Here is a 24,482-nt window from a genome sequence, read left to right on the forward strand (position 1 = left end):
ATTGTAAATAAATTATTTAAAAATGTTTGACAAGCATACAACCTGCATGATAAGATACATATATAGGAAGTGAAGGAAATAAATGATCTAAAGCACTTTAACTGAAACAGGAAATAAACGAAACTAAAAGGTAGATTAAACAGTAATATGTTTACATGTTTCCCAATACCACAATAACATTAAAGTGTGTAAAATGGACTAGTAAGGAAGTACTAAACTTTAGTTAACCATACCCGATCTACAGTCACAGCACAAAGTTAAATAAGGTTATGAAAATGTGCAAAGGGGTTGCTTGGAAAATGTCATTAAAAGCTAAATTAAAGGAAATTTGTTCTCAAGATAAAGGACTGGCTCTTAAGATTTGTGTGAATGCTGGACTTGCGAATGCTACACCACTTTACAAGTTTTATAAGAACCCTGATAAAGAAATGGAAAGTTTCAAAGTTCTACTTTCTATAGTTAGAGCAGTGTTTGAAAGTAAGGAAGTTTCAATGATGGACAGCTACATATCTACTCTAGATCCTAAAAAAAGAACAGCAAGATATTGTCTTGAATACACAAATATGAACAATATGACTGAAACTAAAATGTCATTAATTCATAAAATGTTAAAGTGTACCAATGTTGAAAGTAAAGAATGGGCAAAGCTATATTATATCAATCATTTAAGCACATACACAGCATTGAACGAAGATGACAAACTTCAAGTTCTAACAACCCTTAAAGAAGTGACTGGTGAAGAGTATGAGGTTAATGAAATTTTCGAAGGAAATTCAATTTTACCTGCTACTATTGAATTTTTATTAGATGAAGTACATCCTAAATCAGATGAAATGAAAGTCTTTAAAGGTATTGAAAAAATGTATTGCTACTATGATGTAAAAAACATAAGTGCAATTGAAGGCTTTAAAAAGAGCGTAAATGTAACACTACTTAAAGTAACCGATGAATTTATGAGAGATGTGTTATATTGCAAGCTTAGTTTAATCAGCATGGGGATCGCACTGCATACTAACGATATCACTAAGATAAGAAAAAACTACGAAAATATTGATCGTTTCCAATTTGACCTTGATAAAGCTAAATACAATCTTATGCTTGGCAACTCTTACATGTTTGAGAGTTATGACAAATCATATGAACTACTATGTAAAGCTTTAAAGTATGCTTACGATTCAGAATGTGAATTCAGAATTACTGATACAAAGAGAAGTATTAACTTTTTACAGAACTACTATAATAAAACGAGTTTATACATTGATAGCAATAGCTCAGCAATATCAGATATACATGAGTACGCTTTTAGTTTAATTAGAAAGAATAATCCAGAAGGCTTAAGAATTCTTGAGAATATGGATCTTGAGAAATTAACTGATCACAATAAAGGTTTTCACTTTTTCTTAAAAGGTCTTGCAACAAACAATATTGAGCACTTCTGGACATCTATAAAATCTTTTAATAAAACAAATGAAAAGTATTACAAAACTATCACGCTTATAGAACTAAAAAAACTAGGTATTGAGAACCATATATTAGATGTAATGGCAGTATAAGTATGGTATTATTTAACTGTAAGCTTTGAAAGGAGGTGAGAACACATGAAAAAAGCACTAGTAACTTTAGTTTTAGCAGCAGTAATGGCATTTGGAGCAGGATCTGCATCAGCGGCAGAGTTAGAGCCAATTAAGTCTTATGGTATCGTTTCAGATCCAGGCGGTGGCGGAGGTCGTTAATTACAACGGCTTTACAAGAGTAAATTATTTAACAAAAACACCTAGAACTACATAAGGATACTTCAATCTCCTTTCTGATATTGTTTTTTCCCAAATAAAAACTATCCATTGGTATTGAGATTGAAGTATCTATAATAAATTACACAATTATAAACAACTAATAAAACTATAAGCACTGGACATTGCCTTTTCAATAGAGGGTAGTGTCCTTTAGTATTTTTAAGACTTAATTCCAGAAATCACAAAAATTAAAAATCGGAACTTTTGACAACGAAAACAACTTTGCCGGGGAGCAAGTGGGGATATAATAAACTATCATAAAGGGGTTTGGATGAATATGAAAAACGTACAAGTGTTGACAAGTGAAATGAAAGAACTTGAGGTAGTATTAGAGGTTAAACATGCTGAGAAAGACACTGTTCACGTTTGTATGTATTGCTGGCAGCCTACAGCAACAGCTTACTGTGAGTCATGTGAGACATCTACAGAGCTTCAAAATGATCCTTTCTTAAATACATCAGAAGAACTAGAATACAGCGTTGCAGTAGGAAGTTAGGTTTAAATACCTAGCTTTCTTTGTCATTTAAAATAAATTATGTAAAACTAGTCAAAAAGTATTGCAATTGGTGTTTACTGGTGGTAGTATAAGGGTAAGATTAAAAACAGAGAGATATTACATAACTTACTCTTAAACATAATATCACTGGAGGGTATCCAAAATGAACGTTGGAAGAATGATTACAGATGACTTTACAAAGAGAAGATATGAAAAGATGTACAAAAGTTTCTATTCTGGTAAAGAGTATTCTAAAATTGAAAGCATTGATACTTACAGAGCATCACTTAATCCGAGAGCAAGGGTAGCTACTCAGATTAGAAGAAAGCAAATTATTTAATTGTAATTTATTATATCAGAGGAGTGATTAGATGGATAACGAAAGTATTAATATGTATCAGAATTTCTTTACACAGTTACCAAATGGAATTGATTTAAGGAATGATTCGATTAGAGAAGAAGATCATTGTGAGGAAACTAAAATTAGAGTAGAGGAGAATTAATATGTGTTATGCGACTAAATATATTAATCAACTTGAGCAATTGGTTAGAGATATTAAAGGTAAACATAAGGAACTGGGTAAAAAATTATCTGCTATTGACAAACAAGTTAATGTTTTCTATCACGATTTAGAACAACGACCAGCGTTTAATGCAGTAGAAGGCTACTACATAGCCAAAGACTTACAGCTTTTACTTCAACAGAGAAGAGTAATAAAGAGTGAACTTTTAAGATTACATACCATGATTAAGTCTTTGGAAATTAATCATGTTAGATCTAAATTACCTAAAACTATCAAAAACGTTAATGAGTTAGTTGAAACGAATTCAAGATATGAGACTAACTTCAAAGAAGAAGCATATATGGTATTGCATTAAACAAAGACTTAAATGGGAGGTGATTATATGTGGTTAGTAGTAATCGAACACTTAGGAAAGTCGTACATATTTAATTATTCTACATCTATGGATGCAGATAAGAAATTTTTAGAAATAACTACTGATTATGAAGGTAGTAAAGGAATTAGGGTATGTAAGGCATTTGTAGAAGAGTACTGGATCTGAGAAAAGGAACGGGAAGTTATAGGATGAATAAAATAAGGATTAGGAGAATTGTTAATTCCCTAATCCACTGCACCCTGCTAGTTTGGCGACTGAGGGTGGATTACTTCTGTAACTGCTTTAGACTGCCAATTAGCTTAATAATTTAAACATATAATAACATGATAATTTTAGTTTTGCAAAGCTGATGAAAGTTTTAATTGAAATGAGGTGATTAAATTTGATAGTAGAGCTGGTTTTGCCATCATTTTTTATAATATTATTTGCTGCACTTATTATTATAGGAATAAGAATGGCAAAATTTAAAGGGTTAGATGCAAAGACTAAAGGGGCACTTGTCATATTAGTTTCGTTTTATTCAATAATCCATTTGTTGCGTAATATTGTAATAGTTATTATTTAAAATTTATTACCTATATAGATTATACAAAAAAGGACTTGGTTTGAAGTTAGAAGATTGCATAAAGTCTTTTAAAAGGAAAATAATTTCAAAGTAAAAGGTTGCTTTTATCGAAAATGACTATAACAGGAAGGGGAAAAAAGAATTGGAGAATGAATTAATTAAGATGATTCAGATACAGGATAAAAGGAATCAGCTACTTGATGAAATAATTGAACGAGCAATTAAACGAGAAGGTCAACACATTATGGAAATTACAACAGACATTAAAATACTATGTGCAAAATTAGAAAAAACAATTATTGGAATTATTGATTAAAAGAATCTTTTTATCATGAAAGGAGTGATGCTCATAATAATTCTAATTATCATGGGGCTATCATAAACAAAATAAACTAAAATTTGAATTGGAGTGTATTGATGTGTTAATAAAACAAAAAGAATTTACTGAGCAATTTAAAAAGCCATATTCTAAGGTGAAATGGTTGGCGAAAAATCCTCAAAATTCGGCTCAGCTAGTTGTGCCTTATTTGCTACAAGAAGGATATGCGATTATGACAGCATATCATATGAATGAAATTCTAAAGGTGATCAGGACTTTAAGAGAGCTGAACATCGAATACACAATGAAAGTAGTAGAAAACAAAAATGTAACAAGTGGATACTACTACGAGTTTACAAGACCCAGCTTTTTTGACGACAGAAAGTAATACTACATAAATTAAGTAATAATTAAAATCATGATAGCCCCTCATGATTAGAATAGGAGATTTTTATGAATAAAGAACTAATGACTTATGTTAATACAATTAAAACAATACTAGACAGAGATTAATGGAAAGGAATCTGTTTTCTATGACAATGGAGAGTGGTATTCTAGGGAACATTGTAGAGTGATTAGCTTGGATGAGCTTCAGGATTATGTATTAAAAATAACAGATTCGGAGAATTAAAATGGATATTAAAAAACCGATGACAAAACAAGAAATTAAGTTATTTCGTAGAAGGGTAGACAGTTTTCTGCTGCCACTGCAAAACGATGTGTCTGAAATGCTTAAGTATAACTTTGAACAATTGCTTCAAAGAATAGAGTACTTGCAAGATAAAAATGTGATTAATCAGGAAAAAAGTAAATGAATTTCAAATTTATAAAATCCCATGAAAACGGTGTTTATTTCTTAGTTTTTACAACAAAGATGTTCAAATTAAAATGGTTTACTGACTACGGATTTTGGTTTGTTTATATACATTTTGGAAAGAGGTTTTACAGGGTCAGTAATAATGGATGTCTATCTGGTAAAACAAAATAGCTTGAAATAATTAGAGGGAAGGGTTAATTTAATGAGCCTGAAACAAGCGTTATTAGAAACCATAAATGAAAAATGGCAAAATCAAGAAGCTAGTGAGGACAGTTATTTAACAAACGTAACTATACATAAAACTTTAGCAGAGGCAATTAAATTGTTGGGTGAAGATGTACCTACAGAATTTAATCCAAATAAATTCAACTATATTGAAACTGATGAATATTGGAAGCTTCAAATTGAAGTTGCTGAACAAGAAGAACTTATAATTTTTCACTATGAATGACAAGTGATATCATTTTTACCTAAAAAATATTACTTAAAAGGAGAGGTATTAACAATGAAGCCGTTAGAAGAACAATTAAAAGATATGATTGATTTCCTTAAAGAGCAGTCTAAAAAAAGTAAGGATTTTTCCAAAGGACTGTTAGAAGTTGGAGATGAAATTAATGCACAATTTCATGATGGTGTAGGGGTTGGGATTGCTCAAGTAGTACATGAGTTAGAATGTATTGTTAAAGATCAAGAATCAAAGTAGGAAGAGGAGCTGAATAAATGGCAAGTATATTATACGGATTGTTGCTAGTTTGCTTATTGATAATGTCTATTTATAAGTACATTAATGGAGAAATCGAAAGTGCCTTGTTTTACTCAATATAGGTTGTAGGAGTAATTATTGCCAAGCGTTGGGTGGAATTTGAAGACTATATAAAGTCGTTTAAAAATAAAAATAAAGACATGTTTGAATAAAACAGATATTTTAAAGGGAGTGATGAACTATCAATAAGAATAAATGTTTAGATCTATTGTTAAATAAGTGGGAATTTGTATCGGTTTATGATGCAATTAACGACAGAATAAAAGCTATTGAAAATGCCAGTAAGTCAAATAATCATGTCGGTAAAGAAATAGATCTACATAATTTAAATTCCGTAAAGCAAAAGATGAACCAATTAGGTAAAGGTGGAAATTAATGATAACTAAGATGAGTATTATTTTAATGGTTTGGCTCAGTGTTGGCTTTATTGTGAGTCTAAAATTTATTTATATAGATAAAAAATTTAACTCTAATTTTTTTGAGAAAGCACGGAATAGAATTAACGCATCAAAAGAAGATGAAGTTTTTGCAATTGTTTTTAACCTATTCACAAAAAGTAAAATGACATTCATTGCAGCTATAACTTTGTTAGGTATTATTCCAATGATTCTTGATTTATTAGCAACATTTAAGAAACAAGAGAGGTAGTGATAATTATGTATAAAGACATGGTTGAACTTATTAAAGTGCCTGATAGTTATTATATAGAGTCAGAACCGAAAATTATGATTTCCAAAAAGATCAAAGACCAGCTTGAACAAAAAAGAAATTTCCATAAGAAAGCTGGCTCAAAAAATAGGCTTGAAGCACCCTCAAATCATTAGAGTAACAAGCATTCAAAATTATAACATTGACACATTGCTTAAAATCCTTAATGGATTAGATTTAGAGTTGGAAATAAAAACTAAAAATAGTCACAAATGAAAGACATGTATTCTAATTAAAATTACCCTTTCATACAAAAAAGAACAGGGGGTCAGTAGTTCCCCTGTTCCTCTACTAATAACTTAGGTTTCCACGCCTTCGCTATTAGCCTTCTCGTTCAGCGTTTAGAACGAGGTGTAATAATGCTTAATTGATAGTATAACACGATAGTTTTATTTTATACAACCTATAACAGAACGGTGGTGAAATGATGTCGAACTGGTTTGATCCAACTAAAGCTAAATGGTATCACAAGATATGGTTGTATCCTTTTATAGTTGTTGGTAGCTTTACATATAACGTATTTCAATGGCTGAAACGCAAAGTAAAATAATTAAAGAAGGAGTTTTATAATGAAAGAATATAAGAAGTTACAAATTATTAAGCATGCTCTGCAATATTACATAGAAAGACCTGAAGCAAATAGTAAAGACATACTTGTCGAGAATAGACTTCTTGATGAAATTACACTACAGGTCAACGAACTTAAAGTGCAATTTAACATTCGATAAAATAACGATTTTAATGAAAGTGAGGTATTAAGTTATGGATAAAGAACTAGCAATAACTATACTGACAAATAGAAAGAATGGACTGTTGGATGCAAAACCATATTTTTCTGAAAGAGTAGCAATACAAAAAGCTATTGATGCAATTAATAAAGTTGAGCAACAAGAAGCACAGATTGATTTACTTCTAACAATTGTAAATGGTTGTGAGAAAATTGCTGAGAAAACTGGAGACACATGGATCACTCAATACATAACAGATTTTAAGAATGATGTTATTCAAGAAAGTTCAAAGTAAAGTCAGTATTTGATTCAAACTTAAAAAGCAAATAAAACGTGAGGTGAATAATGAACAAAGTAATTAATAAAGAGACTGCCGTATTTATATTACAAGCTATTGAAAAATTATCATTAGCTATACTTACAGGAGAATATGATAATGAAGAAATTGATGGGATCAACCAAGAAGCTGGAATACATCTGTATGATTTGAAGAAAAATAAAGAGTAAATTACACGATAAAACTTATATTCCACGGGAATGGATGAAAGGAGATGTACAGCTAATGAAATGCTCTGATTGCGACAATGAAAAAGTGATTGAACAAATTAACATATTAATATTTAATAAACCAATTTGTCAGGATTGTGTGGACTATAGAGAAAACATGGCATTGGCTCAAAAAGTTAAAGAGAGATTCGATGATATAGCAAAGCAAATGGAGATAATTAAAAACGGATCGAGAGAATTAGATAGTAAAATTGAATCGTTAGCTAAAAAATTTAAGTAAAACAATTTTATAGATTGAAGAATCACAATTTAATTTCTAAAAAGTTGTAAACAGACAACTTCACGCAGCATACACTCTAATATAAGCATAAACAACTTAGAGGAGAGTGTGCATAATGAAAAAAGTTTACAACATCACGAAGGGTAGACTTGAAGTCGATATTCTTGAGGAAGTAAATTTTGTTGAGATCAGTGAAGAAATGGCTGATTTTATGACTGACCATGGAATTAAAATGACCGACATCTTCCAATTAGCACACGAAAGATTAGAACAAATTATACAAAATACAGTATCTGATAAATTAGATGAACTAGAAGATTTTGATCTTGATGTAGATTCTGCTAAAGAACTAGATGAAATTATCACAGATGATATTGACTGGTCGGATGAAGATTAATGGTTGTTATTTATGTGAAAGCCTATTGTGGAATTTGTGGTAAGGAAACGGAGATGACTGATTACCTAAGATGTATTGAGTGTGAAGAGTAATCGACAAACTATATACAGTGTTTAAGAGAAAATAAACACTGTATATATGTACATAGTTACTGTGTAAATCTGATTTTTTATATGATGTGAGTAAAGGAGATTAATAATGCAAAACGAATACGAAGGTGAATTAGAATCTAAAAAAGGATATTGGGCAGACGTTCATTATTATATGGAACAAAACAATTGTAATAAAGAAATAGCTATAAAAGCTATAGATAAAATATATGATGACTTTGTGAAAAAGAGCAATGAAAATTAGAGGAGTGTGCATACAATGGATTTATTTGAAATAGGTGATGAAATAAAATGGATTGGACAGTTTATTAGAAACCATTCGGAATGCTTCCAAAGGGCATACGATAGACTTTAGGCAAGCACCATACAATAACGATTCAACTTTATTGCAACACCTATTAAATGAAAAAATCACGGAGTTAGTTAATCTCCGTAATTTGTAGATAATACGACTCGATAAAAGATTCATTTCATCTTAAATATACGTAGTAAAAAGACATATGATCTATTTCTTTGTAGAATAATTATAGAAGAAGAGATAGGTAAAGGAGTGTAATTACTATGTATAAAACAATACAGGATATTGAAAATGATTTACATTTAACTCACATAGATACAATCAAGACATCAGGAAAATTCTTACGTTATATAAACTGGTCTATTTTAGTAGCAGTAATTATATTTACTCAGATGCCAAATGTTACTGACTTCAACTATAGACCAGGAACATTAGATGTAATATTATTTGCAACGTTAATCACTTTTCATGAATTGAGTCATTACATTGTAATTAGAATTTATGGCTATAAAGCAAAACTTAAATTATTTTCTGTGGAGATTGAAAGTGCAATCAAACGAGAGCATTTATTAGTATTTCTGATTTCTCCAATGGCAATTTTATCGGTTGTTTATTTAATCATACTTTTAATTTTTCCATCATTAACCATGACTGCCTTTATTCTGATAGTAGCTAATTATTATGGATCAAGAAGCGATATTGAGCAATTTATTACTGTAAGAAAAGCTAAAAAGAACACTGTAATAGGAAGACTGAATGACGGAGAGATATTAGTATTTGCAAAGAGAACGATTAAAAATAGCATATAAACACAGCAAAACCCCTCCAGCTCCTTGTTATTCTGGTAGGGGTTCTTATTGGGATGAGTCTTGGATGACTTAATAACAGTATGGGTATAAACGCTACTTGTTATACAAATATTGATAAATTTATTGATTATTCCCATAGCATGTATTATACTTAAGATGTGTCTAAAAGGAACAGAGATTCTGTGGTGGTTAATATGCAAAAAAGTCAAAAGCAATACCTTGAGGTAACACTTGAACTTAACGGTTTAGGTTTACAGAGCACAGAAGAAATAAGTCATTTCCTTGGAGAACTGTTTCCAGTTAACCATAGGGGAGAGGTTCTTGGTAAATGTCGAGTGATTGACATAGAAGAGAAAATAATTACAGCCATTGAAGAGAACTAGAATATCAAAGAGGGATCTGCTCAAGCAGATTCTTTTTTTTTTGTTTATTTATAAATAAATTAATCAATAATTGTTTACACTAGAATATACTGTGGTATACTTAAGATAATATAAAAACTAAGGGAGCGATAACATATGGTACACGATCTGTACGATTACTTAAAACGGAATCTTGAAAAGATGGATGATAAGCAGCTTAGAAAAATGGAACGAGAACTACAAGGAATTGTATTTCTGATTAAACAACAAAGAGCTAGTTAATAAATTATACGATAGGGAGTGTGATTTGGGAATGTCAGCAGAAAAAGTTGTAAGGTTAACTAATGAGAAGTTATTTGACGATATAAATTCATTTTTTGTAGAACTTGATATGAATAAAAAAGAAGGAGAAAAGCATTCAAGTACACGAGTGTCATATGAAAGTACTATTAGACAATTCTTTAAGATAATGACACCAGCTAAAAAGGATTTAGAACATTTAACAGAAGCTGATCTAAATTTCTCTAAAGCTGATATCAAACATTACAGAAGTCATATGAAAGAGAACCTGGGATACAGTAATTCCACAATTAATAAGAAGATGACTACCATGAAATCTTTATATGAAGAGTTGAGATCAATTGATTACGATGTTAATCCGTCAATATTTAAACTAAAAAGACTTAAGACGGTAATTAATAGTTACGGTGAGTTATCTCATACAGAAGCTGATCGTTTTGCTGAAGCTGCGTTATCTGAAGCTAAATTAGGATATTTAAAGCATTGTATGATTTTATTTGCCACTAGAACAAGTTTTAGACTGAATGAAATACTCAATATCAAATGGAGTGACTTTGAACTTGAGAACGGAGTTTATAAGGTTAAAACAGTTTTAGCTAAAGGAAACAAAGAAAGAACAACTTCTATATCTGAGAAATTATATAACAAGATATTAATTTTAAAAGAAGAGAATGAGAAATTCGAACAAACTAAACAAAGTGAATATGTATTTCCAATCTCTGAAAAATCAATAAACAGAATGATGACAAGATTAAAGAATGTTTTAAATGTTAGTCCTGAAAGAAATGTAGTATTTCACTCATTTCGGGCTGTAGCCATTGATTTTGCTTTCGAAACAGAAGGGGTTGAAGCAGCCATCAAACATAGTGGGCACAGCAATTATGACGTTCTCATCAAGCATTATATCAAGAATAAGAAGGACTATACACAAACACCTGGAGTAAAAATGGATGAAGAAATGGATTGGAGTTTTATGGATCAAATGAGTGTGGAAGATTTTAAGGAATTTTTTAAACAATCAAATCAATATAAATTGTATACAGATCTGAAGAATTTCAAAAGACTCGACAAATAGTGGTAAAATAATCCAAACTTTTTAGAATAAATTTATCAAAAATTGTTTACAATTTAAACAAACATAATTAAAATTGAAATTAGATAACTGGAAAGGTGAGATATGAATGATTAAAGAAAGAGAAATTCTTGAAGAGAATTTGATACAAGTTTTAGATTCTATAAAAACTAAAAGAAAATTGGTAAATCAAATTAAAGAAGAACTTTCTCAATATGACATTATGCACGGTGAAACTCAAGGATATATTGGGAATGCAAATGAAGTGGTTCCAGAATTAGAAGTCTCAATATTAGCTTTATTAACAGAAGCTGTTTACAAAGCAACAAAATCTCATTCTATATATCCCAAAGAGTATTTTGGTGAGTCAGAATTAAAACAAGCAAGACAATATGATGCTTCTTTAGAAAGACCTAGTGATCAAGTTACACTTCCTTACACAATTGAAGGAGCAACACAAGTTGGTAATAATGCATACTTAGTAACGATGGACATTAGAGAGATATATAAATTCATTCCTAGTCTTTATTATAATTTTGAGGTTCAACGTGAAGCATCTTACATGAGAAAAAATGATGAAATTATTCCAACACAAACCGTAAATATGCAGAATGTTAAAGAGATTGCTGAGCATTTAAAACAAGGTACGTTAGTGCCGACTGTATTGGTCTGGAATTGCGCGACTAGAACGGCTAATAGTAATTTAGGTGAGATAGTTTTTAATGCAAAAAAAATGACAATTGAAATTCAAAGCGGTACTAGAATTGATATTGTTGATGGTTATCATCGTATCTTAGGATTGCAAAAAGCATTAGATCTAAACCCTGATTTAGAATTCAGGTTTGGGATTTTAATCACAAATTATTCACAGAAAAAAACGGCATCTTATCAAGCTCAACTCGCTAAACAAACACCCATCAGCAGAACTCGTGTTCAAGAACTTGAGGCAAATCGTTTTAGTGACACAGTTGTGCAGCAACTGAGAGATGAATCTGATTTAAAAGGAAAAATCTCACAAACCCACCGAATTCACTCTTTAAATAGTGAAGTAGTTACTTATAATGTTTTAGCAGATACGATTGATGAAGAATTTGGGAAGCAAATGAAAACCAAAATGGATGCTTTGGATGTAGGTGATTGGCTTACAAAATATTTTGATTATATAGTAGGCTCATTTCCACAACAATTTATTGAGGATGTGCCTGGTAGTAGAAAAACATCATTGGTAGCAGACAATAACTTTTTTATAGGCTATATAGTTTTGGCTCGTAGAATGATGACTAATAATATTGATCCAAGTAAAATAAGAGATATCTTAAAGGGAATAGATTTTAATAGAGATAATCCAAAATGGAAAGAACTTGGAATAGTAAATGAAGATAATACACTAAATAATACAAACACAATAAGAAAAATTATTAAGAAGTATTTTGAAGAAATTGATATAAATTAATTATTTATAGAGGAAGTGATTGTAATGAATTCACTATACAACGAAGATATTAAACGTAAATTCCTTGAAACTTATGAAAATGAACAAACTAGAACAACTATTGAATATATTTTATATAAAGCACAACCTATGGAAGAAATATTAGGTAAGGACATCTACGACTTTACTCGCAGCGAACTCGGAGTTGTCATTCAGAATACCGATCCTTTAAATTTAACAGTAGCTAGATCAACAGGTAGACATTTAACACAATATATAACATGGGCAATGAAATATAGAACTAGTTCAAGTAATTTAAATCCGTTAAAAAGTGCAGATGCAGAATGGTACGAACAATTTGTAAGCAAGAAGAAATTATATATGTCATTTGAAGAGTTAAAGGAACTTGAAAACAAATTAGTAAATGCACAAGATGTAGCACCAATGATTTTATTATTTGAAGGCGTAAATGGTCAAGGTTCATCTGAATTACTAAATCTCCGCAAACAAGACGTTGATGCTAAAACAAATGTATTGCAATTAAGAGAAACAGATAAAAATGGTCAACTTATTAAAGAACGTGAAGTTACTGTATCTGATTATTGTATGAGAATATTACAACAAGCAATGAAAGAAACAACTTATAAGAATAAGAATGGTAACGCTATTCGTGGTGGAGAAGTAGAACTTGTAAATAATGAGTTTGTTATTAGATCAGTGAACAGAAGAGTTAAAGATGTAAACGCTCCAGCAGACAAACACGCTATATTTAGACGTTTAACAGCTATTAGTGAAATGTTTGACTTACCATACCTTACACCTAAGTCTATAGAACGTTCAGGAATGATTTATATGGCTAAAGAGCTGTATGTAACTGAGGGTGAACTTGAGAAGGATCAATACTATAAGATATGCGAACAATTTGGAATGAAGAAAGCTAAAGTAGGAGATTGGATAGGATACAACCTGTCATTCATGAAAGAATACGTAAATATGCAAAACATTACAGAATTATACAAGTTAGATATTGCCAAATAAAATCTATTAAGTTATACTCTATTTAAGCCAAACGTTTGTACTGGCTTAAATAAGATTACATAAGTAAAATACACAATAGTTCCTGTTATCGAAACATAAAATATTGGAATTTTTTCAAATAGATAATATACCCTCATAAAAACAATTTGAAACACGAAATATTATAAATTTGAAAAAATACTACTATTCGACAAAATTAGTCAAAGACAACCATTGATTTATGGTATAAAATGTTATAGTAGTAGTTTGTTTAGTACAACAAATAGTGTACTTATAGGTAGGACAATAATCCTAAAACTATTGTCCCGATGCCTACTTTACTTGATTGTCATAGAATACAGATCACTCATGTCACATTTTAGTACGAAAGCAATTAAATAGGCTGTGCTAAACGACATTTTTCGAGTGCCACGTGTATAATCTGATATTTGGGATTTAGCGATTCCAGTCTTATCAGCGAGCTGGAGTTGTGTCCATCCCCTACTATCAAGTAGATCTTGGAGTAAGCATCGTCCGATGATGGCTTTCATTAAATCGGATACCTCCAAACTACTCAAAGTATATTAATAATAGCAGATAATCAGAAAAAATGGAAAGATTTACACGTTGACATGTCATATTTAAGCAAATTTAATGCTAAATTAAGTCAAATAAAAATAATTTCCATTAAGCTAGTATTTCCAGTATGTACGTTATATAATAGATTTACGAACAGACGTTCCTATTTCAAGGAGGTGAAGATCTAATAATGAAAGATACAACGTATGGGGTTTGGGGAACAAATAATGAGGAGTGTGTTGTAATGAAACAATATGAAGCAACTTTTGATCTGGTAATGCCTGTGACAATGAGGTTTAATGCTGAAGATATGGAAATGGCTGAAGAATTTATGAGCAACCTTCAATATAGAATTTTGCACGAAGGAACTAGCTTTTTAAAAATGATTGAAGGAAGTGTACATAAGGTACAGCATATAAGCGACCCAGAAGTAGATGTTAAGGATATAGAAGAAATAGAAAAAGTCGCTGATCTTTTGGGGAAGACCAACGACAAAAAGTAAGGATATGTAATTTGGTATTTGTTTGACAAACTTATAATAACATAAAGACAATGAGAAATGCTATCACTTGTTTACTTATTTTACACAAATGTAATATTTGTTTCGAAATAAAAGTGATAGCATATTTACTGTCGTCTGACCTCTTTATATCTTCGATATACTCTCAAATGCTCTTATTCTTACAACGAATATTCAGATAAAACATCTATTTTACATTAATTAAAATAAATTATTCAAAAGTGTTGACGTGGGATTGATAGTGGTTTAATATCAAAGTATAAACATTAAAGATAATAAATGGAAAGGAGATAACGATGGATTTAGCAACAAAGAAGATACATAGTGCTATGGAAAGTTTACAACTGGCAACAAACAACTTAGAGAACGGTAATAAACGTTTATGTGTTGGTGATCTGGATTTTGCAGAATCAAAAGTATTTGCAGCTAAGATGATACTTATCAATCAGGTTAAGGATGAAGAAGGGAAATTTTAAGGAAGATTTGAGACAAAATGCGACATAAAGGGGATGTGAATTTATGAAGAAAAAAGAATTGGAAGATATTCAGCAACATTATAAATGGGAGAACATTACGACTTTCCCAAGAATGAATGATGATATAAAAAGAAAGCTTGAATATGGAGATTATTACTCAAGATACGCTATAAAAAGAATTACGGAATTAGAAAGTTCTGTAGACCAAACTTTTAATAAATTACAAGACCTAGCAGACAAAGATTTAATAAATTCGAAAGTATTGAATGAGATTTCTCAATCACTGTGTAGGGTTGATTAAGATGGAAAAAAAGTATTTTTATAGCAATTGTTTCTTGGAATCTGTTAAAGCCTGGGTTAAACAACCAATGAATATAACAATCAAAAAAAGAGGCACTTGGAAAATGCTATATCGAAAGAAAAAGTTCCCTCATTTTTATTGGTTAGACAAACAAACAGGAAAACATTACGATTTTGCAAGAGATAAAGAGTTTCTAACCTTTAAGGAACAACTTTTATTCAAAGGTTTTGTAAGAGAAATAAGATACATGATGTTTTTTGGTCATTAAGGAGGATTAGTTTATGTTTGGACTTAGAATTGAGTTTAGGCACGAAACACAAAAAGCATATGGTAAGTATTGTTCTCATACTCGTGGCAACGGAAAAGAACCTATCCCTTATCATTTGTTTTCGGATTATTATTCAAAAGGTCTAACAATTAAGGAAATTTTTCAGAAAGTGAATGTAAGATAAATTTTTTGTTATTACGCAGTTCGAAGAGAATCTGTCATAGGAGGTTTTAAGATGGATTACTATTTTGATGAAGATTTTACAAATACATCATTATCACAAGGCTGGGAAATTTGGATTGATGAAAATGGTAATACATTAATACCAGTTGAAGGTGCTTTGCATTTCTAACACAATAAAAGTTAAATTTTATTCAAAATATGGGTGATGGAAAACAAGAGGAAAACGGAGATATACGAAGAAAATAAAAGTTGTGACAAATTAGAAATGAGGGATTAAGATGGGATACATTAGACACAACTCAATTATAGTTACTGGAGGTGGTTATCCAGAAGCAGATGAAAAGTTTTATCAGGCTCACAAAAAAGCAAGGGAGCTTTTCGATTCTTTAGTATCAGAAATAATCGAGGGATTAACAAATGGTTATAAATCATTTTTTGTAGCTCCTGATGGAAGTAAGGAAGGCTGGGAATTATCAAATCATTATGATATTAAGAGGCAAGAACTTTATTCATTCATTGATCTACAACAATATGGAGATGGTTCTAATCCAACTCAATTTGTTGATATTGGATTTGATGAATGTAATGAAGTAGAAGTAGACAGAAAGAAACGTAATCTACGTAAATGATGCATCTTTTACATTGAAATGAGTTTTTATTTATATGATAATTATAAAACGAATATGACTTAGTATTATTGAAGGAGGATTAGGTTTGTATTATGTTTATGAAAATCATTTAGACGGTTCATTTTATATAAGTGACCAGAGTTATAACTTTGAAGAACTATATTGTGACAGATGTGGAGATTCAGACAGGTTGATTGAAGAATTTGATAGGGAAGAAGAAGCATTAAAATTTGTAAACAATGAGGAGGATTTATAATGGACAAAGAATTTAAAGAGCAGTTATAATGCTCATTTTTTGAATGATCATTATAATATTGAAGTACTGGACAGTGAATATGTTCAATCTGTCGTTCAAAGACTTTATGATGAAGTTATTGAACTTAACCGAAGACTTGAGGACGTTACTCTTCAAAGAGATCAATATAGGAAAGAACTAGTTATAATGGAATTTAGAAGGAATCCTTCTAAAAAATATTAGACAAAACACTTTTTGTAGGAGGTTTAATAGATGAAAGAAACAAAATATGATGCAACCTATAAGTTAGGTAATACAACAGTTAACATAGTTGCACCAAAAAATCAGACCAAGGAACAGATTGATAAAGTGTTAGAAGAATATTATTCAGCAGGTAGAGCTATTGTAAAAGAAATGCAGGAGAGAGAATATGCAAAATATCTCAACAGCAAAAAGTAATATTGGATTCCTGTTAAAAAAGATTAGAGGTAAGGATTCACAGTTAAGAGTATCAATGAAATTGAAAGATGTTCTTAACTGTGAAATTTCAAGAGAAGCAATATCTGCATATGAAAATTATAGAGCAATCTTACCTTATGACATCTACATGGCTTATGGGCAATTATATGGAAATACTCAGTTAATTAAAGAATTGGGGCAACTACTGGGATATACTGATGAGACGTTTAGCAATCTTTGTATCGGAGATAGAGTGGCAATTAAGCAGAATGATAAATACCGTATAGATGTTGTAAGCAAGATTAATGAGCGCAAAAGTATTATATTAAAATTCTCTAAGTTAAGTTTTAATTTTAACGGTGTTCTAGTCGATAGTAATAGTCAAGGCTTAATGATTGTCCCTGTTACAAATGAAGTATTAGATCATATTAAATACGAATCATTGCTGAAGACAATTGAGAATTTTGACTTTAAGAAACTATCCAAAGAGAAACTGAAAAGAGTAATGGAAATAGTAAACGAGTGAAGTGTTTGGATGTTTTTTATAAATAAACGGAAATTCAAATAAATTAGACAGAATGGAGGAAATAAGATGATTTACTTATTAGCAATAGCTGCTGGTGCAATCTTGCCTAAATTCCTTTTCCCAAAAGTACCTTATTTTTGGGAAGAAAATGGATTTACTTATAAACCAAGACATTCTGCAAAAGAGGACGTTCATGAATAGATTAAAATTTAGAGCATGGGGTCAAGAACGTCACGATTTGTACGGTAAAGGTATATCGTATTCTAATCTAGAACTGATGGATGATTCAATTCTGTTTAGATTTAATCATTTTGAAACAGACGAACCCATTATCATGCAATTTACTGGAGTTTACGATATGAATAACAAAGAGGCATATGAAAACGATATTGTAATTGTTCATCATATGATGGTTGAAAACATACCCTCTTATAAGGCTGAAGTAGTTTGGGATAAATACAGATTCGCTTTAAGAAATTTGGAATATGATAAGTTAAATGTAAACAATACTGGATACGGTTTATTCGGAGGTATTACAACTTACGCAAATTTAGATTTATTTGGGGTTAACTTAAATATTATCGGCAATAGATATGAAAATCCTGGATTATTAAAAGAAGGTGATTTTAATAAATAATCTAATTGAACGAGCTAGACAATTGAAGACTGGGGATAAGATTACTATAACTATGAAAGATATTCTAGGTGATTATTACACTGAAAAAATCACAATCGCAAGAGATGGAATTGAACATCATGGTTATATATCTGAAACTGGTGGATCATGGGGCTTATATCAAGTAGGTGAGACTAAAATCCCTTGTTATGAGGTCATCGTTAGACGTTATCGGAAACAGAGTCGCACAAAGATGAGACTTAATTATCATGTATATGATTTTAAACATGGATGGGAGGAATAAAACATGGAAAATTATTTAGATCTTCAAATAAAAATTGAGATTTATGAAGAAGCACTTGAAAAGTTAAATGAATTAGCAATATATTATGATTCTAGAGGATGGGCTCTAAACCCTGATAAAGTCGGAGAGATTGTTGCTAATGCATTAAAATTTAAAGATTAATAAATTAGAGGCACTGCAAAATTGTTAGTAATTTAATAAAAAACGGAGGCGTTACAATTGAAAATTAAAGTAGAAAAGGTAGAATTTAAGCAAGCAAACATGGATGGTGTAAACGTTCAAGAGTGTGCAGATATTTACTTTTATGTTAATAAAGAAAGACTTAGATTTAGCGGAGTCTTTAGAATGAGCTTAGAAGAGTATAAAGAGGAAATTGAATGGATAGAGAAGAAAATTGAAAACGCAATATTTATCCGAGAAAAATAAAATATTGAGACAGGCATCCATTTAGAAAAAAAAGAATAGGAATAAATTAAACAAAAATAAGGAGGAATTAAAATGAATCAAGAGCAAATTAATGAGTTAATAAAAACACAGGAGTTTAAATACAAAGAAACCTATGACAAGTTTGAGATTGGGGGATCATGTAGAGTTGTTGATGTCTAGTAGTTATGAAGATACATTACCAGTTGGTGTAGAAGGAGTAGTACTTGATAAAAGTTATAATAAATTCGGATGCGATTTGAGAGTAGATTTTGAAGGATATGAAACTTGAGGGGACAAATGTCAGTCCCCTTCTATATGACTTTTATATAAATTAATCTATAAACTTATTCATTTGTGATAGTAGGTGAAGGTTTGCATACATTATTGATACTAATTATGATATACATATTATTAGGTATTATTACAGTTTTATATTTAATAAAAAATTCCAGAGATGGATGTTGGCTTTTAATTCCGATTTTCTTTTTGGTATCCATTGTTTGTTTCCCATATATGATTTATTACTATATTCAAGAAAAAAGAAAATACAAGAATGGTTGATTAACTGAATAAAAGCATTCTTTTAAAGAAAGGAGAAGAATTACATGGGTAGAGAAAAACGAAATCAAGAGGATTTGTTCAATGATATTGTATCGTTAAGTTATCAAGTAGGTAGCTTAAAAGGAATTGTTCAGAACGCTGGAGTACCAGTGGAACAAGAAGAACTTTATCAATGGTCTGAAATGGTCAATGATGCAATCAATAATCTCAGTTCGCTCAGAGAAGATGTAATTAGATTTTACCAAGATTGAATAAAGCATGGATTTTAAGCAGAGTAAATTAATTAAAAGGGAGATGAAACATTTGGATATAACTTTAGAAGAGATAGTAACACGAGGCTGCATGACATGCGATCTAATGGGTGATGACTTTATCGGTGTGAAATTCGTTGGGGAGGATTCTCAGTTTTGGAACAATTTAATCCAGGATAAGACTAACACAATGGAATGGGATGACATTATTGACTTCTTCACCTTAAAGAATCTGCAAAATAAATTCAAAGTGCTTGAGTATGATTATGATACTTGGAATCAAGCTGATTAGATAAAAACAATACTTTACTTTAACTCAGGAGGTGAATAGCATAGCTAAAACTGATTTAACAACTCAACTGGAAAGACAGATTTATTCAGCCACCTCCAAACAAGGAACATTCGGCTGCTTTGAGGTTACAATTGGTTGGTTTGGTAATGAACGTGTGGACTATATTACATATGATACAAAAGGAATATGGAGATGTTTTGAGGTTAAAGTGTCTAAAAGCGACTTTTATAGTAAAGCAAAGAAGACATTTGTTGGTCACTTTAATTATTTTGTCTTACCAGATAAGGAATTGTATGAACAAGTTAAAGATGACATTCCAAAGCATATAGGTGTTTACATAGGTAATTGGTGTGTTAAGAAACCAAAGAAGCAGGAGTTACTAGTTGATGAGCAGGTTTTGAAAGATTCAATGATTAGATCATTAGCTAGAGAATTTGACAAACAGTTTAGAAGTGGAAATCCTAATGTTGTAGATTCTCTTAATAGGCAAATTAATTATGAAAGAAAAGAGAAGGACACCTATAGAATCAGGTATCAAGAAATGCACAATAAAATATATGCGAAATACGGTAGAGATTGGGATAGGGATATTCTATAAAAGTAAAATAATTAAAAGGAGATAATCATATGAAAGTAAAAGCACTAGGAGTAAACGGAGCATTCACTCAGTATTATCATAATAATTTTGTATTTGAATTAGGAGATAGGAAGCTATTAGTCGATGCTGGTACAACTTTACGATACAGCCTGAAAGCATCCAAGTATAAAGAAACAGACATTACAGATGTATTTATCACACATTTACATAGTGATCATGTTGGTGGGTTAGAAGAATTCGCTCAACGTTGCAAGTGGGTACACAACCATAAGCCTAACCTATGGATTCGTGCTTCAATGAAAGAGAAGTTTGAAGAAGTAGTTGGAAAAGGATTGTTTACGGATGGATTAACACTTGATGACTACTTCAATGTATATCCTGTTGAGGTTGGATATAAGAACGCTTTTAAGATCGGTGATTATCTCATTGAACTGATTGTCACCGATGAATTACATGCTCAAAATATGATGTCTGTAGGACTTAGAATTGATTCACCTGACAACAAGAACATTATCTACACAAGTGACATTGCTAAACATGAGCAAGCAGCATTTTATGGCTTGATTGATTCAGAGACAGTTGCACTATTCCATGATGTTTCAATGATAAAGAACCCTGTTCATTCTTATATTGAAGATGTTGTTGACCATTATAAGAACTGGATTTCACTTGATAAGATTTATGCTATGCACTACCAGGATGATACTAACCTATTTGAAGCAACTGACAAGTACGGTATCAATTTTGTTGAAGAAGGTTTCTATTACGAGTTTTAATTAAAAGTAATTTTTTATTCAGAAAGGAGAAGTAGCATGAAAGACTATGAAAAAGTTTACGATGAGTTCTGGAAAGACCTAGTTGAAAATGAGGATGGTAGCCTAAACTTAGATCAAGTAAAAAGAGAATTAGCCGACTTCAGATTATTAATTCAAGAAGTACCAAAGGTATATGAAGAACTAACAGGATTAAGTAAACCACTGACACGAGCTGAAGCGATTTTGAGTATTGTAAATGATAAATACATAAGGAAAGAATACATGCTTGATGATATTTATGATATGGCTGATGAAGATGGAAAAGTAAGCGTTGAAACTCTACAACATTATTTAAAGTAAAAGGCACGATTTATCCAGTTATAGGAGGTGTTAACGGTGAAAGGAATTGAATTACCTTATGAAGAATTCATTTTAAAATCTATGCAAGACACTCTTAATAACTACTTTCCATACAGAACAGAAGGATCAGCTAGGATTAAAGGAAAGTCTAAGATTTTCACTCATGACCAGATACATAAATTAATTAATCTCTTACATCCAGTTTATCATGATTTAGGAATTGAAATTAGAATACAAACTTCAAAGTTTAAAACTTTCATAGAGTTGTTTGATATGAGGTATGACTCAACCTTTTTAAATCTTAACGCCATCAAAAAATTTAATGGTCAAGGTGCATATGCAGAAATTGATAATAAACTTTGGATGTTTGAATACAACATACACAAAAAAGAAAATTCAGATCTTAGAAAACTATGTGCTTTAGCAACGTTATTTCATGAAATACGTCATGCATGGCAATCTAAATATAAACCTCATCTTTTTGAGATTCCGTATATAAACGTAGGGGAACATGGTTATAAGTCACAACCTATAGAAGTTGATGCTGAAAGCTTTTCAGCAAGAATGATGACAAAGCATAATAAAGAGATCAGTGAGATTTTAGGTATTGATTTCAAATGGAGCTATGTTATGTGGAATCTAAATGTTTAAATCATATTAACTTTTTATCTTAACTAAAGGAGAACAAATTATGCAATTCCAAAGTCGCAAAACTAAACATACTAATAAAGGGAGCAAATTACATATGAAAAAATCAGTTAAATACACAGCAGTAGGATTAACAGTGCTTGCACTATTTGGAACAGGAACATTTGTAGGAGCTAACACAGATTGGAAATCAAAAGTAATTAATGATTCATACTCAGGATTTTTAGACACAGCATCAGACAAAACGGATGAGCTAACTAGTGATGTGTCTGGAGATATCAATGAGAAGGTACAATCTGAAATCTCAGGCACCGTAGACAAACAACATGAAGAACTTGAAAGGTTACTAGACGAGTATTATAAGCTAAAGCTCGCTGGATACACGAACAGCGAAGAATATAAGCAGCTTGAACAACAGATCATAACCATTCGTACCAATGTCTATGAGAGCTATAAGAAACGTATTGATGAAGCGTTTGTTGGAAAATAGAACTTCTTTTTTCTCGATTATACTCGCTCTAGCTCACTAGCACGAAGATAAATACACGATAAAATGATGATTTTACTTAAATATAAATTATTTAAAAATATGAGAGTAGGAGATTAAAATTAATGATTATCAATAAAATAATTAATGATGATGCTTATAAAGTTTTGCAGACTATTCCTGATTGTTCAATAGATGCAATTGTAACAGATCCTCCATATGGATTGAGTAAGGAGCCAAATATTTATGAAGTATTAGAAAAATGGATGAACAACAAAGAATATAAGCATCCTTCTAATGGATTTAACGGTAATGAGTGGGATAGTTTTGTTCCTAACCCTTTATTTTGGAAAGAAGTATACAGAGTATTAAAGCCTGGAGGTCATTTAATTAGTTTTTCAAGCACAAGGACTTATGACTTATTGGGTATTAGTTTAAGACTGTCTGGTTTCGAGATTAGAGACATGATCGAGTGGTTGTACTTTAATGGGATGGTCAAGAGTAATGATATAGGTAAAATGTTTGATAAAAAAGATAACAAACAACCTGAAACAATCGGATTTAAAGTTGAATTAAGTGGTAGATGCATGGCTATCGAACCCAAAGCCAAAGAAATAAAATGCAATCCTGACAAAACTGATAGAAAGTATGGTGTAGATAATCGTACTTCCGCAGAAAGAAAAGTTGTTAAAATACCTACAACAGATGAAGGAGTCAAATGGGATGGTTGGGGAACACTTCTCAAGTCTGCTCATGAACCAATGGTACTAGCTAGAAAACCTTTAGAAAAAGTTGGTTTATGTGAAAACGTATTAGAGTATGGAACAGGAGCTTTAAACATTGATGAATGTAGATTTAAAGAAGAAATAAACCATGATGTAGGTGTTTATAAAAAACTTAATTTAAAACACTCAGAAACAATTAATGAAAAATACAAAATACATAAAGATGATCAAGATAGAAAATTCGTTGAACCTTTAGGGAGATTTCCTACTAACTGTATTACTTTGGAAAACAATGAATTCTATAGTGAATTTTACAACATAACCCCCAAACCCTTATCAAAGAAACCAACAAGCAAAGACAAAAATTCAAACTGGCAAGGAGATCAAATTAATCTAAAAAATAATCACGTTACAGTTAAACCAGTAGATTTGATGGCATGGTTAATCAAATTAATTACACCTAAAAACGGTATTGTACTTGATCCGTTTGCTGGGAGTGGAACAACACTAGTCGCTGCAAAAAGAGAGGGTTTCAATTTTATTGGAATAGAAATGGATGAGAAATACGCAGAAATCGCAACGGAGAGAATTAAATAAAAGTAAACGTTCA

The 24,482-nt window shown here is 30.9% G+C and carries 48 protein-coding genes; 47 read left to right on the forward strand and 1 reads right to left on the reverse strand.

Going from position 1 to position 24,482, the window contains the following annotated elements; all coding sequences use genetic code 11:
* The first annotated feature begins 299 nt into the window (after positions 1–299).
* From P4V41_RS07515 to P4V41_RS07635, 25 genes are all read left to right on the forward strand, one after another.
* Positions 300–1,553, forward strand: coding sequence for an AimR family lysis-lysogeny pheromone receptor (locus P4V41_RS07515; protein WP_328084247.1), 1,254 nt, complete (start codon positions 300–302; stop codon positions 1,551–1,553).
* A gap of 45 nt (positions 1,554–1,598) precedes the next feature.
* On the forward strand, positions 1,599–1,733 hold the full coding sequence (locus P4V41_RS07520; RefSeq protein WP_328084248.1) for a hypothetical protein: 135 nt from the start codon (positions 1,599–1,601) through the stop codon (positions 1,731–1,733).
* 337 nt (positions 1,734–2,070) lie between these two features.
* Positions 2,071–2,289 (forward strand): hypothetical protein, encoded by a 219-nt coding sequence (locus tag P4V41_RS07525; protein WP_328084249.1) that lies wholly within the window; start codon positions 2,071–2,073, stop codon positions 2,287–2,289.
* Between the two features lie 163 nt (positions 2,290–2,452).
* Positions 2,453–2,629, forward strand: coding sequence for a hypothetical protein (locus tag P4V41_RS07530; RefSeq protein ID WP_328084250.1), 177 nt, complete (start codon positions 2,453–2,455; stop codon positions 2,627–2,629).
* 31 nt (positions 2,630–2,660) lie between these two features.
* Positions 2,661–2,792: a hypothetical protein gene (locus P4V41_RS07535; protein ID WP_328084251.1), complete on the forward strand. Its 132-nt coding sequence runs from the start codon at positions 2,661–2,663 to the stop codon at positions 2,790–2,792.
* A 1-nt stretch (position 2,793) separates the two neighbouring features.
* A complete protein-coding gene (locus tag P4V41_RS07540) occupies positions 2,794–3,168 on the forward strand; it encodes a hypothetical protein (protein ID WP_328084252.1) in 375 nt (124 codons plus the stop codon).
* A 27-nt stretch (positions 3,169–3,195) separates the two neighbouring features.
* On the forward strand, positions 3,196–3,354 hold the full coding sequence (locus P4V41_RS07545) for a hypothetical protein (RefSeq protein ID WP_328084253.1): 159 nt from the start codon (positions 3,196–3,198) through the stop codon (positions 3,352–3,354).
* A 542-nt stretch (positions 3,355–3,896) separates the two neighbouring features.
* On the forward strand, positions 3,897–4,070 hold the full coding sequence (locus P4V41_RS07550; RefSeq protein ID WP_328084254.1) for a hypothetical protein: 174 nt from the start codon (positions 3,897–3,899) through the stop codon (positions 4,068–4,070).
* A gap of 103 nt (positions 4,071–4,173) precedes the next feature.
* Positions 4,174–4,461 (forward strand): hypothetical protein, encoded by a 288-nt coding sequence (locus P4V41_RS07555; RefSeq protein ID WP_328084255.1) that lies wholly within the window; start codon positions 4,174–4,176, stop codon positions 4,459–4,461.
* Between the two features lie 244 nt (positions 4,462–4,705).
* A complete protein-coding gene (locus tag P4V41_RS07560) occupies positions 4,706–4,888 on the forward strand; it encodes a hypothetical protein (RefSeq protein ID WP_328084256.1) in 183 nt (60 codons plus the stop codon).
* Between the two features lie 204 nt (positions 4,889–5,092).
* Positions 5,093–5,341 carry a hypothetical protein gene (locus P4V41_RS07565; RefSeq protein ID WP_328084257.1) on the forward strand — a complete coding sequence of 83 codons (249 nt, stop codon included), beginning with the start codon at positions 5,093–5,095 and terminating at the stop codon, positions 5,339–5,341.
* A gap of 54 nt (positions 5,342–5,395) precedes the next feature.
* On the forward strand, positions 5,396–5,593 hold the full coding sequence (locus tag P4V41_RS07570; RefSeq protein WP_328084258.1) for a hypothetical protein: 198 nt from the start codon (positions 5,396–5,398) through the stop codon (positions 5,591–5,593).
* 435 nt (positions 5,594–6,028) lie between these two features.
* Complete coding sequence (locus P4V41_RS07575; RefSeq protein WP_328084259.1) at positions 6,029–6,301, forward strand: hypothetical protein; 273 nt, start codon at positions 6,029–6,031, stop codon at positions 6,299–6,301.
* A gap of 487 nt (positions 6,302–6,788) precedes the next feature.
* Complete coding sequence (locus P4V41_RS07580) at positions 6,789–6,911, forward strand: hypothetical protein (protein WP_328084260.1); 123 nt, start codon at positions 6,789–6,791, stop codon at positions 6,909–6,911.
* A gap of 212 nt (positions 6,912–7,123) precedes the next feature.
* A complete protein-coding gene (locus tag P4V41_RS07585; RefSeq protein ID WP_328084261.1) occupies positions 7,124–7,384 on the forward strand; it encodes a hypothetical protein in 261 nt (86 codons plus the stop codon).
* A gap of 50 nt (positions 7,385–7,434) precedes the next feature.
* Positions 7,435–7,596, forward strand: coding sequence for a hypothetical protein (locus P4V41_RS07590; RefSeq protein WP_328084262.1), 162 nt, complete (start codon positions 7,435–7,437; stop codon positions 7,594–7,596).
* Between the two features lie 55 nt (positions 7,597–7,651).
* Positions 7,652–7,876, forward strand: a complete 225-nt coding sequence (locus P4V41_RS07595) for a hypothetical protein (RefSeq protein ID WP_328084263.1) — start codon at positions 7,652–7,654, stop codon at positions 7,874–7,876.
* Positions 7,877–7,991: 115 nt separating this feature from the next.
* Positions 7,992–8,273: a hypothetical protein gene (locus P4V41_RS07600; RefSeq protein ID WP_328084264.1), complete on the forward strand. Its 282-nt coding sequence runs from the start codon at positions 7,992–7,994 to the stop codon at positions 8,271–8,273.
* A gap of 198 nt (positions 8,274–8,471) precedes the next feature.
* Entirely contained in the window at positions 8,472–8,627 is a 156-nt protein-coding gene (locus P4V41_RS07605) for a hypothetical protein (RefSeq protein ID WP_328084265.1), read from the forward strand.
* A 317-nt stretch (positions 8,628–8,944) separates the two neighbouring features.
* Complete coding sequence (locus P4V41_RS07610; protein ID WP_328084266.1) at positions 8,945–9,490, forward strand: DUF3267 domain-containing protein; 546 nt, start codon at positions 8,945–8,947, stop codon at positions 9,488–9,490.
* 194 nt (positions 9,491–9,684) lie between these two features.
* A complete protein-coding gene (locus tag P4V41_RS07615; RefSeq protein WP_328084267.1) occupies positions 9,685–9,873 on the forward strand; it encodes a hypothetical protein in 189 nt (62 codons plus the stop codon).
* 135 nt (positions 9,874–10,008) lie between these two features.
* Positions 10,009–10,134, forward strand: coding sequence for a hypothetical protein (locus P4V41_RS07620; protein WP_328084268.1), 126 nt, complete (start codon positions 10,009–10,011; stop codon positions 10,132–10,134).
* A 31-nt stretch (positions 10,135–10,165) separates the two neighbouring features.
* Complete coding sequence (locus P4V41_RS07625; RefSeq protein ID WP_328084269.1) at positions 10,166–11,227, forward strand: tyrosine-type recombinase/integrase; 1,062 nt, start codon at positions 10,166–10,168, stop codon at positions 11,225–11,227.
* Positions 11,228–11,333: 106 nt separating this feature from the next.
* Positions 11,334–12,677: a DNA sulfur modification protein DndB gene (locus tag P4V41_RS07630; protein WP_328084270.1), complete on the forward strand. Its 1,344-nt coding sequence runs from the start codon at positions 11,334–11,336 to the stop codon at positions 12,675–12,677.
* Between the two features lie 24 nt (positions 12,678–12,701).
* Positions 12,702–13,694, forward strand: a complete 993-nt coding sequence (locus tag P4V41_RS07635) for a hypothetical protein (RefSeq protein ID WP_328084271.1) — start codon at positions 12,702–12,704, stop codon at positions 13,692–13,694.
* A gap of 317 nt (positions 13,695–14,011) precedes the next feature.
* Here the strand turns inward: P4V41_RS07635 and P4V41_RS07640 are convergent, their stop codons facing one another.
* On the reverse strand, positions 14,012–14,224 hold the full coding sequence (locus P4V41_RS07640; protein ID WP_328084272.1) for a helix-turn-helix transcriptional regulator: 213 nt from the start codon (positions 14,222–14,224) through the stop codon (positions 14,012–14,014).
* 218 nt (positions 14,225–14,442) lie between these two features.
* Between P4V41_RS07640 and P4V41_RS07645 the strand changes: the two genes are divergently transcribed.
* The 22 genes from P4V41_RS07645 (at position 14,443) to P4V41_RS07750 (ending at position 24,469) form a co-directional block, all read left to right on the forward strand.
* Complete coding sequence (locus P4V41_RS07645) at positions 14,443–14,754, forward strand: hypothetical protein (protein ID WP_328084273.1); 312 nt, start codon at positions 14,443–14,445, stop codon at positions 14,752–14,754.
* A 314-nt stretch (positions 14,755–15,068) separates the two neighbouring features.
* Complete coding sequence (locus P4V41_RS07650) at positions 15,069–15,248, forward strand: hypothetical protein (protein ID WP_328084274.1); 180 nt, start codon at positions 15,069–15,071, stop codon at positions 15,246–15,248.
* Between the two features lie 43 nt (positions 15,249–15,291).
* Positions 15,292–15,549, forward strand: a complete 258-nt coding sequence (locus P4V41_RS07655; protein ID WP_328084275.1) for a hypothetical protein — start codon at positions 15,292–15,294, stop codon at positions 15,547–15,549.
* Position 15,550: 1 nt separating this feature from the next.
* Positions 15,551–15,817, forward strand: coding sequence for a hypothetical protein (locus tag P4V41_RS07660; RefSeq protein WP_328084276.1), 267 nt, complete (start codon positions 15,551–15,553; stop codon positions 15,815–15,817).
* Between the two features lie 13 nt (positions 15,818–15,830).
* Entirely contained in the window at positions 15,831–16,001 is a 171-nt protein-coding gene (locus tag P4V41_RS07665; protein WP_328084277.1) for a hypothetical protein, read from the forward strand.
* Between the two features lie 277 nt (positions 16,002–16,278).
* On the forward strand, positions 16,279–16,629 hold the full coding sequence (locus P4V41_RS07670) for a hypothetical protein (protein ID WP_328084278.1): 351 nt from the start codon (positions 16,279–16,281) through the stop codon (positions 16,627–16,629).
* A gap of 85 nt (positions 16,630–16,714) precedes the next feature.
* Complete coding sequence (locus tag P4V41_RS07675) at positions 16,715–16,885, forward strand: hypothetical protein (protein WP_328084279.1); 171 nt, start codon at positions 16,715–16,717, stop codon at positions 16,883–16,885.
* Positions 16,886–17,137: 252 nt separating this feature from the next.
* Positions 17,138–17,323 carry a cell division protein FtsZ gene (locus P4V41_RS07680; RefSeq protein ID WP_328084281.1) on the forward strand — a complete coding sequence of 62 codons (186 nt, stop codon included), beginning with the start codon at positions 17,138–17,140 and terminating at the stop codon, positions 17,321–17,323.
* Positions 17,295–17,849: a hypothetical protein gene (locus P4V41_RS07685; RefSeq protein ID WP_328084282.1), complete on the forward strand. Its 555-nt coding sequence runs from the start codon at positions 17,295–17,297 to the stop codon at positions 17,847–17,849. Before P4V41_RS07680 ends, P4V41_RS07685 begins: the two co-directional genes overlap by 29 nt.
* A 66-nt stretch (positions 17,850–17,915) precedes the next feature.
* The gene (locus P4V41_RS07690; protein WP_328084283.1) at positions 17,916–18,050 is read left to right on the forward strand and encodes a hypothetical protein; all 135 of its coding nucleotides are present in this window, start codon (positions 17,916–17,918) and stop codon (positions 18,048–18,050) included.
* The gene (locus P4V41_RS07695; RefSeq protein ID WP_328084284.1) at positions 18,043–18,486 is read left to right on the forward strand and encodes a YopX family protein; all 444 of its coding nucleotides are present in this window, start codon (positions 18,043–18,045) and stop codon (positions 18,484–18,486) included. The genes P4V41_RS07690 and P4V41_RS07695 overlap by 8 nt, the downstream gene beginning before the upstream one ends.
* 22 nt (positions 18,487–18,508) lie before the next feature.
* On the forward strand, positions 18,509–18,769 hold the full coding sequence (locus P4V41_RS07700; RefSeq protein ID WP_328084285.1) for a hypothetical protein: 261 nt from the start codon (positions 18,509–18,511) through the stop codon (positions 18,767–18,769).
* A 3-nt stretch (positions 18,770–18,772) separates the two neighbouring features.
* Entirely contained in the window at positions 18,773–18,931 is a 159-nt protein-coding gene (locus tag P4V41_RS07705) for a hypothetical protein (protein WP_328084286.1), read from the forward strand.
* A gap of 57 nt (positions 18,932–18,988) precedes the next feature.
* A complete protein-coding gene (locus tag P4V41_RS07710) occupies positions 18,989–19,195 on the forward strand; it encodes a hypothetical protein (RefSeq protein WP_328084287.1) in 207 nt (68 codons plus the stop codon).
* 605 nt (positions 19,196–19,800) lie between these two features.
* Entirely contained in the window at positions 19,801–20,007 is a 207-nt protein-coding gene (locus P4V41_RS07715; protein ID WP_328084288.1) for a hypothetical protein, read from the forward strand.
* Positions 20,008–20,059: 52 nt separating this feature from the next.
* Positions 20,060–20,299: a hypothetical protein gene (locus tag P4V41_RS07720; RefSeq protein ID WP_328084289.1), complete on the forward strand. Its 240-nt coding sequence runs from the start codon at positions 20,060–20,062 to the stop codon at positions 20,297–20,299.
* 31 nt (positions 20,300–20,330) lie between these two features.
* Entirely contained in the window at positions 20,331–20,897 is a 567-nt protein-coding gene (locus P4V41_RS07725) for a hypothetical protein (protein ID WP_328084290.1), read from the forward strand.
* Positions 20,898–20,926: 29 nt separating this feature from the next.
* A complete protein-coding gene (locus P4V41_RS07730) occupies positions 20,927–21,673 on the forward strand; it encodes an MBL fold metallo-hydrolase (RefSeq protein WP_328084291.1) in 747 nt (248 codons plus the stop codon).
* 36 nt (positions 21,674–21,709) lie between these two features.
* Complete coding sequence (locus P4V41_RS07735) at positions 21,710–22,012, forward strand: hypothetical protein (protein WP_328084292.1); 303 nt, start codon at positions 21,710–21,712, stop codon at positions 22,010–22,012.
* A gap of 36 nt (positions 22,013–22,048) precedes the next feature.
* Positions 22,049–22,663: a hypothetical protein gene (locus P4V41_RS07740; protein ID WP_328084293.1), complete on the forward strand. Its 615-nt coding sequence runs from the start codon at positions 22,049–22,051 to the stop codon at positions 22,661–22,663.
* 94 nt (positions 22,664–22,757) lie between these two features.
* Positions 22,758–23,150 (forward strand): hypothetical protein, encoded by a 393-nt coding sequence (locus P4V41_RS07745; RefSeq protein ID WP_328084294.1) that lies wholly within the window; start codon positions 22,758–22,760, stop codon positions 23,148–23,150.
* Positions 23,151–23,272: 122 nt separating this feature from the next.
* Positions 23,273–24,469 carry a site-specific DNA-methyltransferase gene (locus P4V41_RS07750; protein WP_328084295.1) on the forward strand — a complete coding sequence of 399 codons (1,197 nt, stop codon included), beginning with the start codon at positions 23,273–23,275 and terminating at the stop codon, positions 24,467–24,469.
* Positions 24,470–24,482: the final 13 nt, after the last annotated feature.

Source organism: Fictibacillus nanhaiensis (assembly GCF_036213205.1).
Classification (GTDB): domain Bacteria; phylum Bacillota; class Bacilli; order Bacillales; family Fictibacillaceae; genus Fictibacillus; species Fictibacillus nanhaiensis_E.

Excerpts from the sequence above, each read along its gene's own strand:
- P4V41_RS07515 (WP_328084247.1), top strand. The coding sequence starts at position 300 with ATGTCATTAAAAGCTAAATTAAAGGAAATTTGTTCTCAAGATAAAGGA.
- P4V41_RS07520 (WP_328084248.1), top strand. The coding sequence starts at position 1,599 with ATGAAAAAAGCACTAGTAACTTTAGTTTTAGCAGCAGTAATGGCATTT.
- P4V41_RS07525 (WP_328084249.1), top strand. The coding sequence starts at position 2,071 with ATGAAAAACGTACAAGTGTTGACAAGTGAAATGAAAGAACTTGAGGTA.
- P4V41_RS07530 (WP_328084250.1), top strand. The coding sequence starts at position 2,453 with ATGAACGTTGGAAGAATGATTACAGATGACTTTACAAAGAGAAGATAT.
- P4V41_RS07535 (WP_328084251.1), top strand. The coding sequence starts at position 2,661 with ATGGATAACGAAAGTATTAATATGTATCAGAATTTCTTTACACAGTTA.
- P4V41_RS07540 (WP_328084252.1), top strand. The coding sequence starts at position 2,794 with ATGTGTTATGCGACTAAATATATTAATCAACTTGAGCAATTGGTTAGA.
- P4V41_RS07545 (WP_328084253.1), top strand. The coding sequence starts at position 3,196 with ATGTGGTTAGTAGTAATCGAACACTTAGGAAAGTCGTACATATTTAAT.
- P4V41_RS07560 (WP_328084256.1), top strand. The coding sequence starts at position 4,706 with ATGGATATTAAAAAACCGATGACAAAACAAGAAATTAAGTTATTTCGT.
- P4V41_RS07565 (WP_328084257.1), top strand. The coding sequence starts at position 5,093 with ATGAGCCTGAAACAAGCGTTATTAGAAACCATAAATGAAAAATGGCAA.
- P4V41_RS07570 (WP_328084258.1), top strand. The coding sequence starts at position 5,396 with ATGAAGCCGTTAGAAGAACAATTAAAAGATATGATTGATTTCCTTAAA.
- P4V41_RS07575 (WP_328084259.1), top strand. The coding sequence starts at position 6,029 with ATGATAACTAAGATGAGTATTATTTTAATGGTTTGGCTCAGTGTTGGC.
- P4V41_RS07580 (WP_328084260.1), top strand. The coding sequence starts at position 6,789 with ATGTCGAACTGGTTTGATCCAACTAAAGCTAAATGGTATCACAAGATA.
- P4V41_RS07585 (WP_328084261.1), top strand. The coding sequence starts at position 7,124 with ATGGATAAAGAACTAGCAATAACTATACTGACAAATAGAAAGAATGGA.
- P4V41_RS07590 (WP_328084262.1), top strand. The coding sequence starts at position 7,435 with ATGAACAAAGTAATTAATAAAGAGACTGCCGTATTTATATTACAAGCT.
- P4V41_RS07595 (WP_328084263.1), top strand. The coding sequence starts at position 7,652 with ATGAAATGCTCTGATTGCGACAATGAAAAAGTGATTGAACAAATTAAC.
- P4V41_RS07600 (WP_328084264.1), top strand. The coding sequence starts at position 7,992 with ATGAAAAAAGTTTACAACATCACGAAGGGTAGACTTGAAGTCGATATT.
- P4V41_RS07605 (WP_328084265.1), top strand. The coding sequence starts at position 8,472 with ATGCAAAACGAATACGAAGGTGAATTAGAATCTAAAAAAGGATATTGG.
- P4V41_RS07610 (WP_328084266.1), top strand. The coding sequence starts at position 8,945 with ATGTATAAAACAATACAGGATATTGAAAATGATTTACATTTAACTCAC.
- P4V41_RS07615 (WP_328084267.1), top strand. The coding sequence starts at position 9,685 with ATGCAAAAAAGTCAAAAGCAATACCTTGAGGTAACACTTGAACTTAAC.
- P4V41_RS07620 (WP_328084268.1), top strand. The coding sequence starts at position 10,009 with ATGGTACACGATCTGTACGATTACTTAAAACGGAATCTTGAAAAGATG.
- P4V41_RS07625 (WP_328084269.1), top strand. The coding sequence starts at position 10,166 with ATGTCAGCAGAAAAAGTTGTAAGGTTAACTAATGAGAAGTTATTTGAC.
- P4V41_RS07630 (WP_328084270.1), top strand. The coding sequence starts at position 11,334 with ATGATTAAAGAAAGAGAAATTCTTGAAGAGAATTTGATACAAGTTTTA.
- P4V41_RS07635 (WP_328084271.1), top strand. The coding sequence starts at position 12,702 with ATGAATTCACTATACAACGAAGATATTAAACGTAAATTCCTTGAAACT.
- P4V41_RS07640 (WP_328084272.1), bottom strand. The coding sequence starts at position 14,224 with ATGAAAGCCATCATCGGACGATGCTTACTCCAAGATCTACTTGATAGT.
- P4V41_RS07645 (WP_328084273.1), top strand. The coding sequence starts at position 14,443 with ATGAAAGATACAACGTATGGGGTTTGGGGAACAAATAATGAGGAGTGT.
- P4V41_RS07650 (WP_328084274.1), top strand. The coding sequence starts at position 15,069 with ATGGATTTAGCAACAAAGAAGATACATAGTGCTATGGAAAGTTTACAA.
- P4V41_RS07655 (WP_328084275.1), top strand. The coding sequence starts at position 15,292 with ATGAAGAAAAAAGAATTGGAAGATATTCAGCAACATTATAAATGGGAG.
- P4V41_RS07660 (WP_328084276.1), top strand. The coding sequence starts at position 15,551 with ATGGAAAAAAAGTATTTTTATAGCAATTGTTTCTTGGAATCTGTTAAA.
- P4V41_RS07665 (WP_328084277.1), top strand. The coding sequence starts at position 15,831 with ATGTTTGGACTTAGAATTGAGTTTAGGCACGAAACACAAAAAGCATAT.
- P4V41_RS07670 (WP_328084278.1), top strand. The coding sequence starts at position 16,279 with ATGGGATACATTAGACACAACTCAATTATAGTTACTGGAGGTGGTTAT.
- P4V41_RS07680 (WP_328084281.1), top strand. The coding sequence starts at position 17,138 with ATGAAAGAAACAAAATATGATGCAACCTATAAGTTAGGTAATACAACA.
- P4V41_RS07685 (WP_328084282.1), top strand. The coding sequence starts at position 17,295 with ATGCAAAATATCTCAACAGCAAAAAGTAATATTGGATTCCTGTTAAAA.
- P4V41_RS07690 (WP_328084283.1), top strand. The coding sequence starts at position 17,916 with ATGATTTACTTATTAGCAATAGCTGCTGGTGCAATCTTGCCTAAATTC.
- P4V41_RS07695 (WP_328084284.1), top strand. The coding sequence starts at position 18,043 with ATGAATAGATTAAAATTTAGAGCATGGGGTCAAGAACGTCACGATTTG.
- P4V41_RS07705 (WP_328084286.1), top strand. The coding sequence starts at position 18,773 with ATGGAAAATTATTTAGATCTTCAAATAAAAATTGAGATTTATGAAGAA.
- P4V41_RS07715 (WP_328084288.1), top strand. The coding sequence starts at position 19,801 with ATGGGTAGAGAAAAACGAAATCAAGAGGATTTGTTCAATGATATTGTA.
- P4V41_RS07730 (WP_328084291.1), top strand. The coding sequence starts at position 20,927 with ATGAAAGTAAAAGCACTAGGAGTAAACGGAGCATTCACTCAGTATTAT.
- P4V41_RS07735 (WP_328084292.1), top strand. The coding sequence starts at position 21,710 with ATGAAAGACTATGAAAAAGTTTACGATGAGTTCTGGAAAGACCTAGTT.
- P4V41_RS07745 (WP_328084294.1), top strand. The coding sequence starts at position 22,758 with ATGAAAAAATCAGTTAAATACACAGCAGTAGGATTAACAGTGCTTGCA.
- P4V41_RS07750 (WP_328084295.1), top strand. The coding sequence starts at position 23,273 with ATGATTATCAATAAAATAATTAATGATGATGCTTATAAAGTTTTGCAG.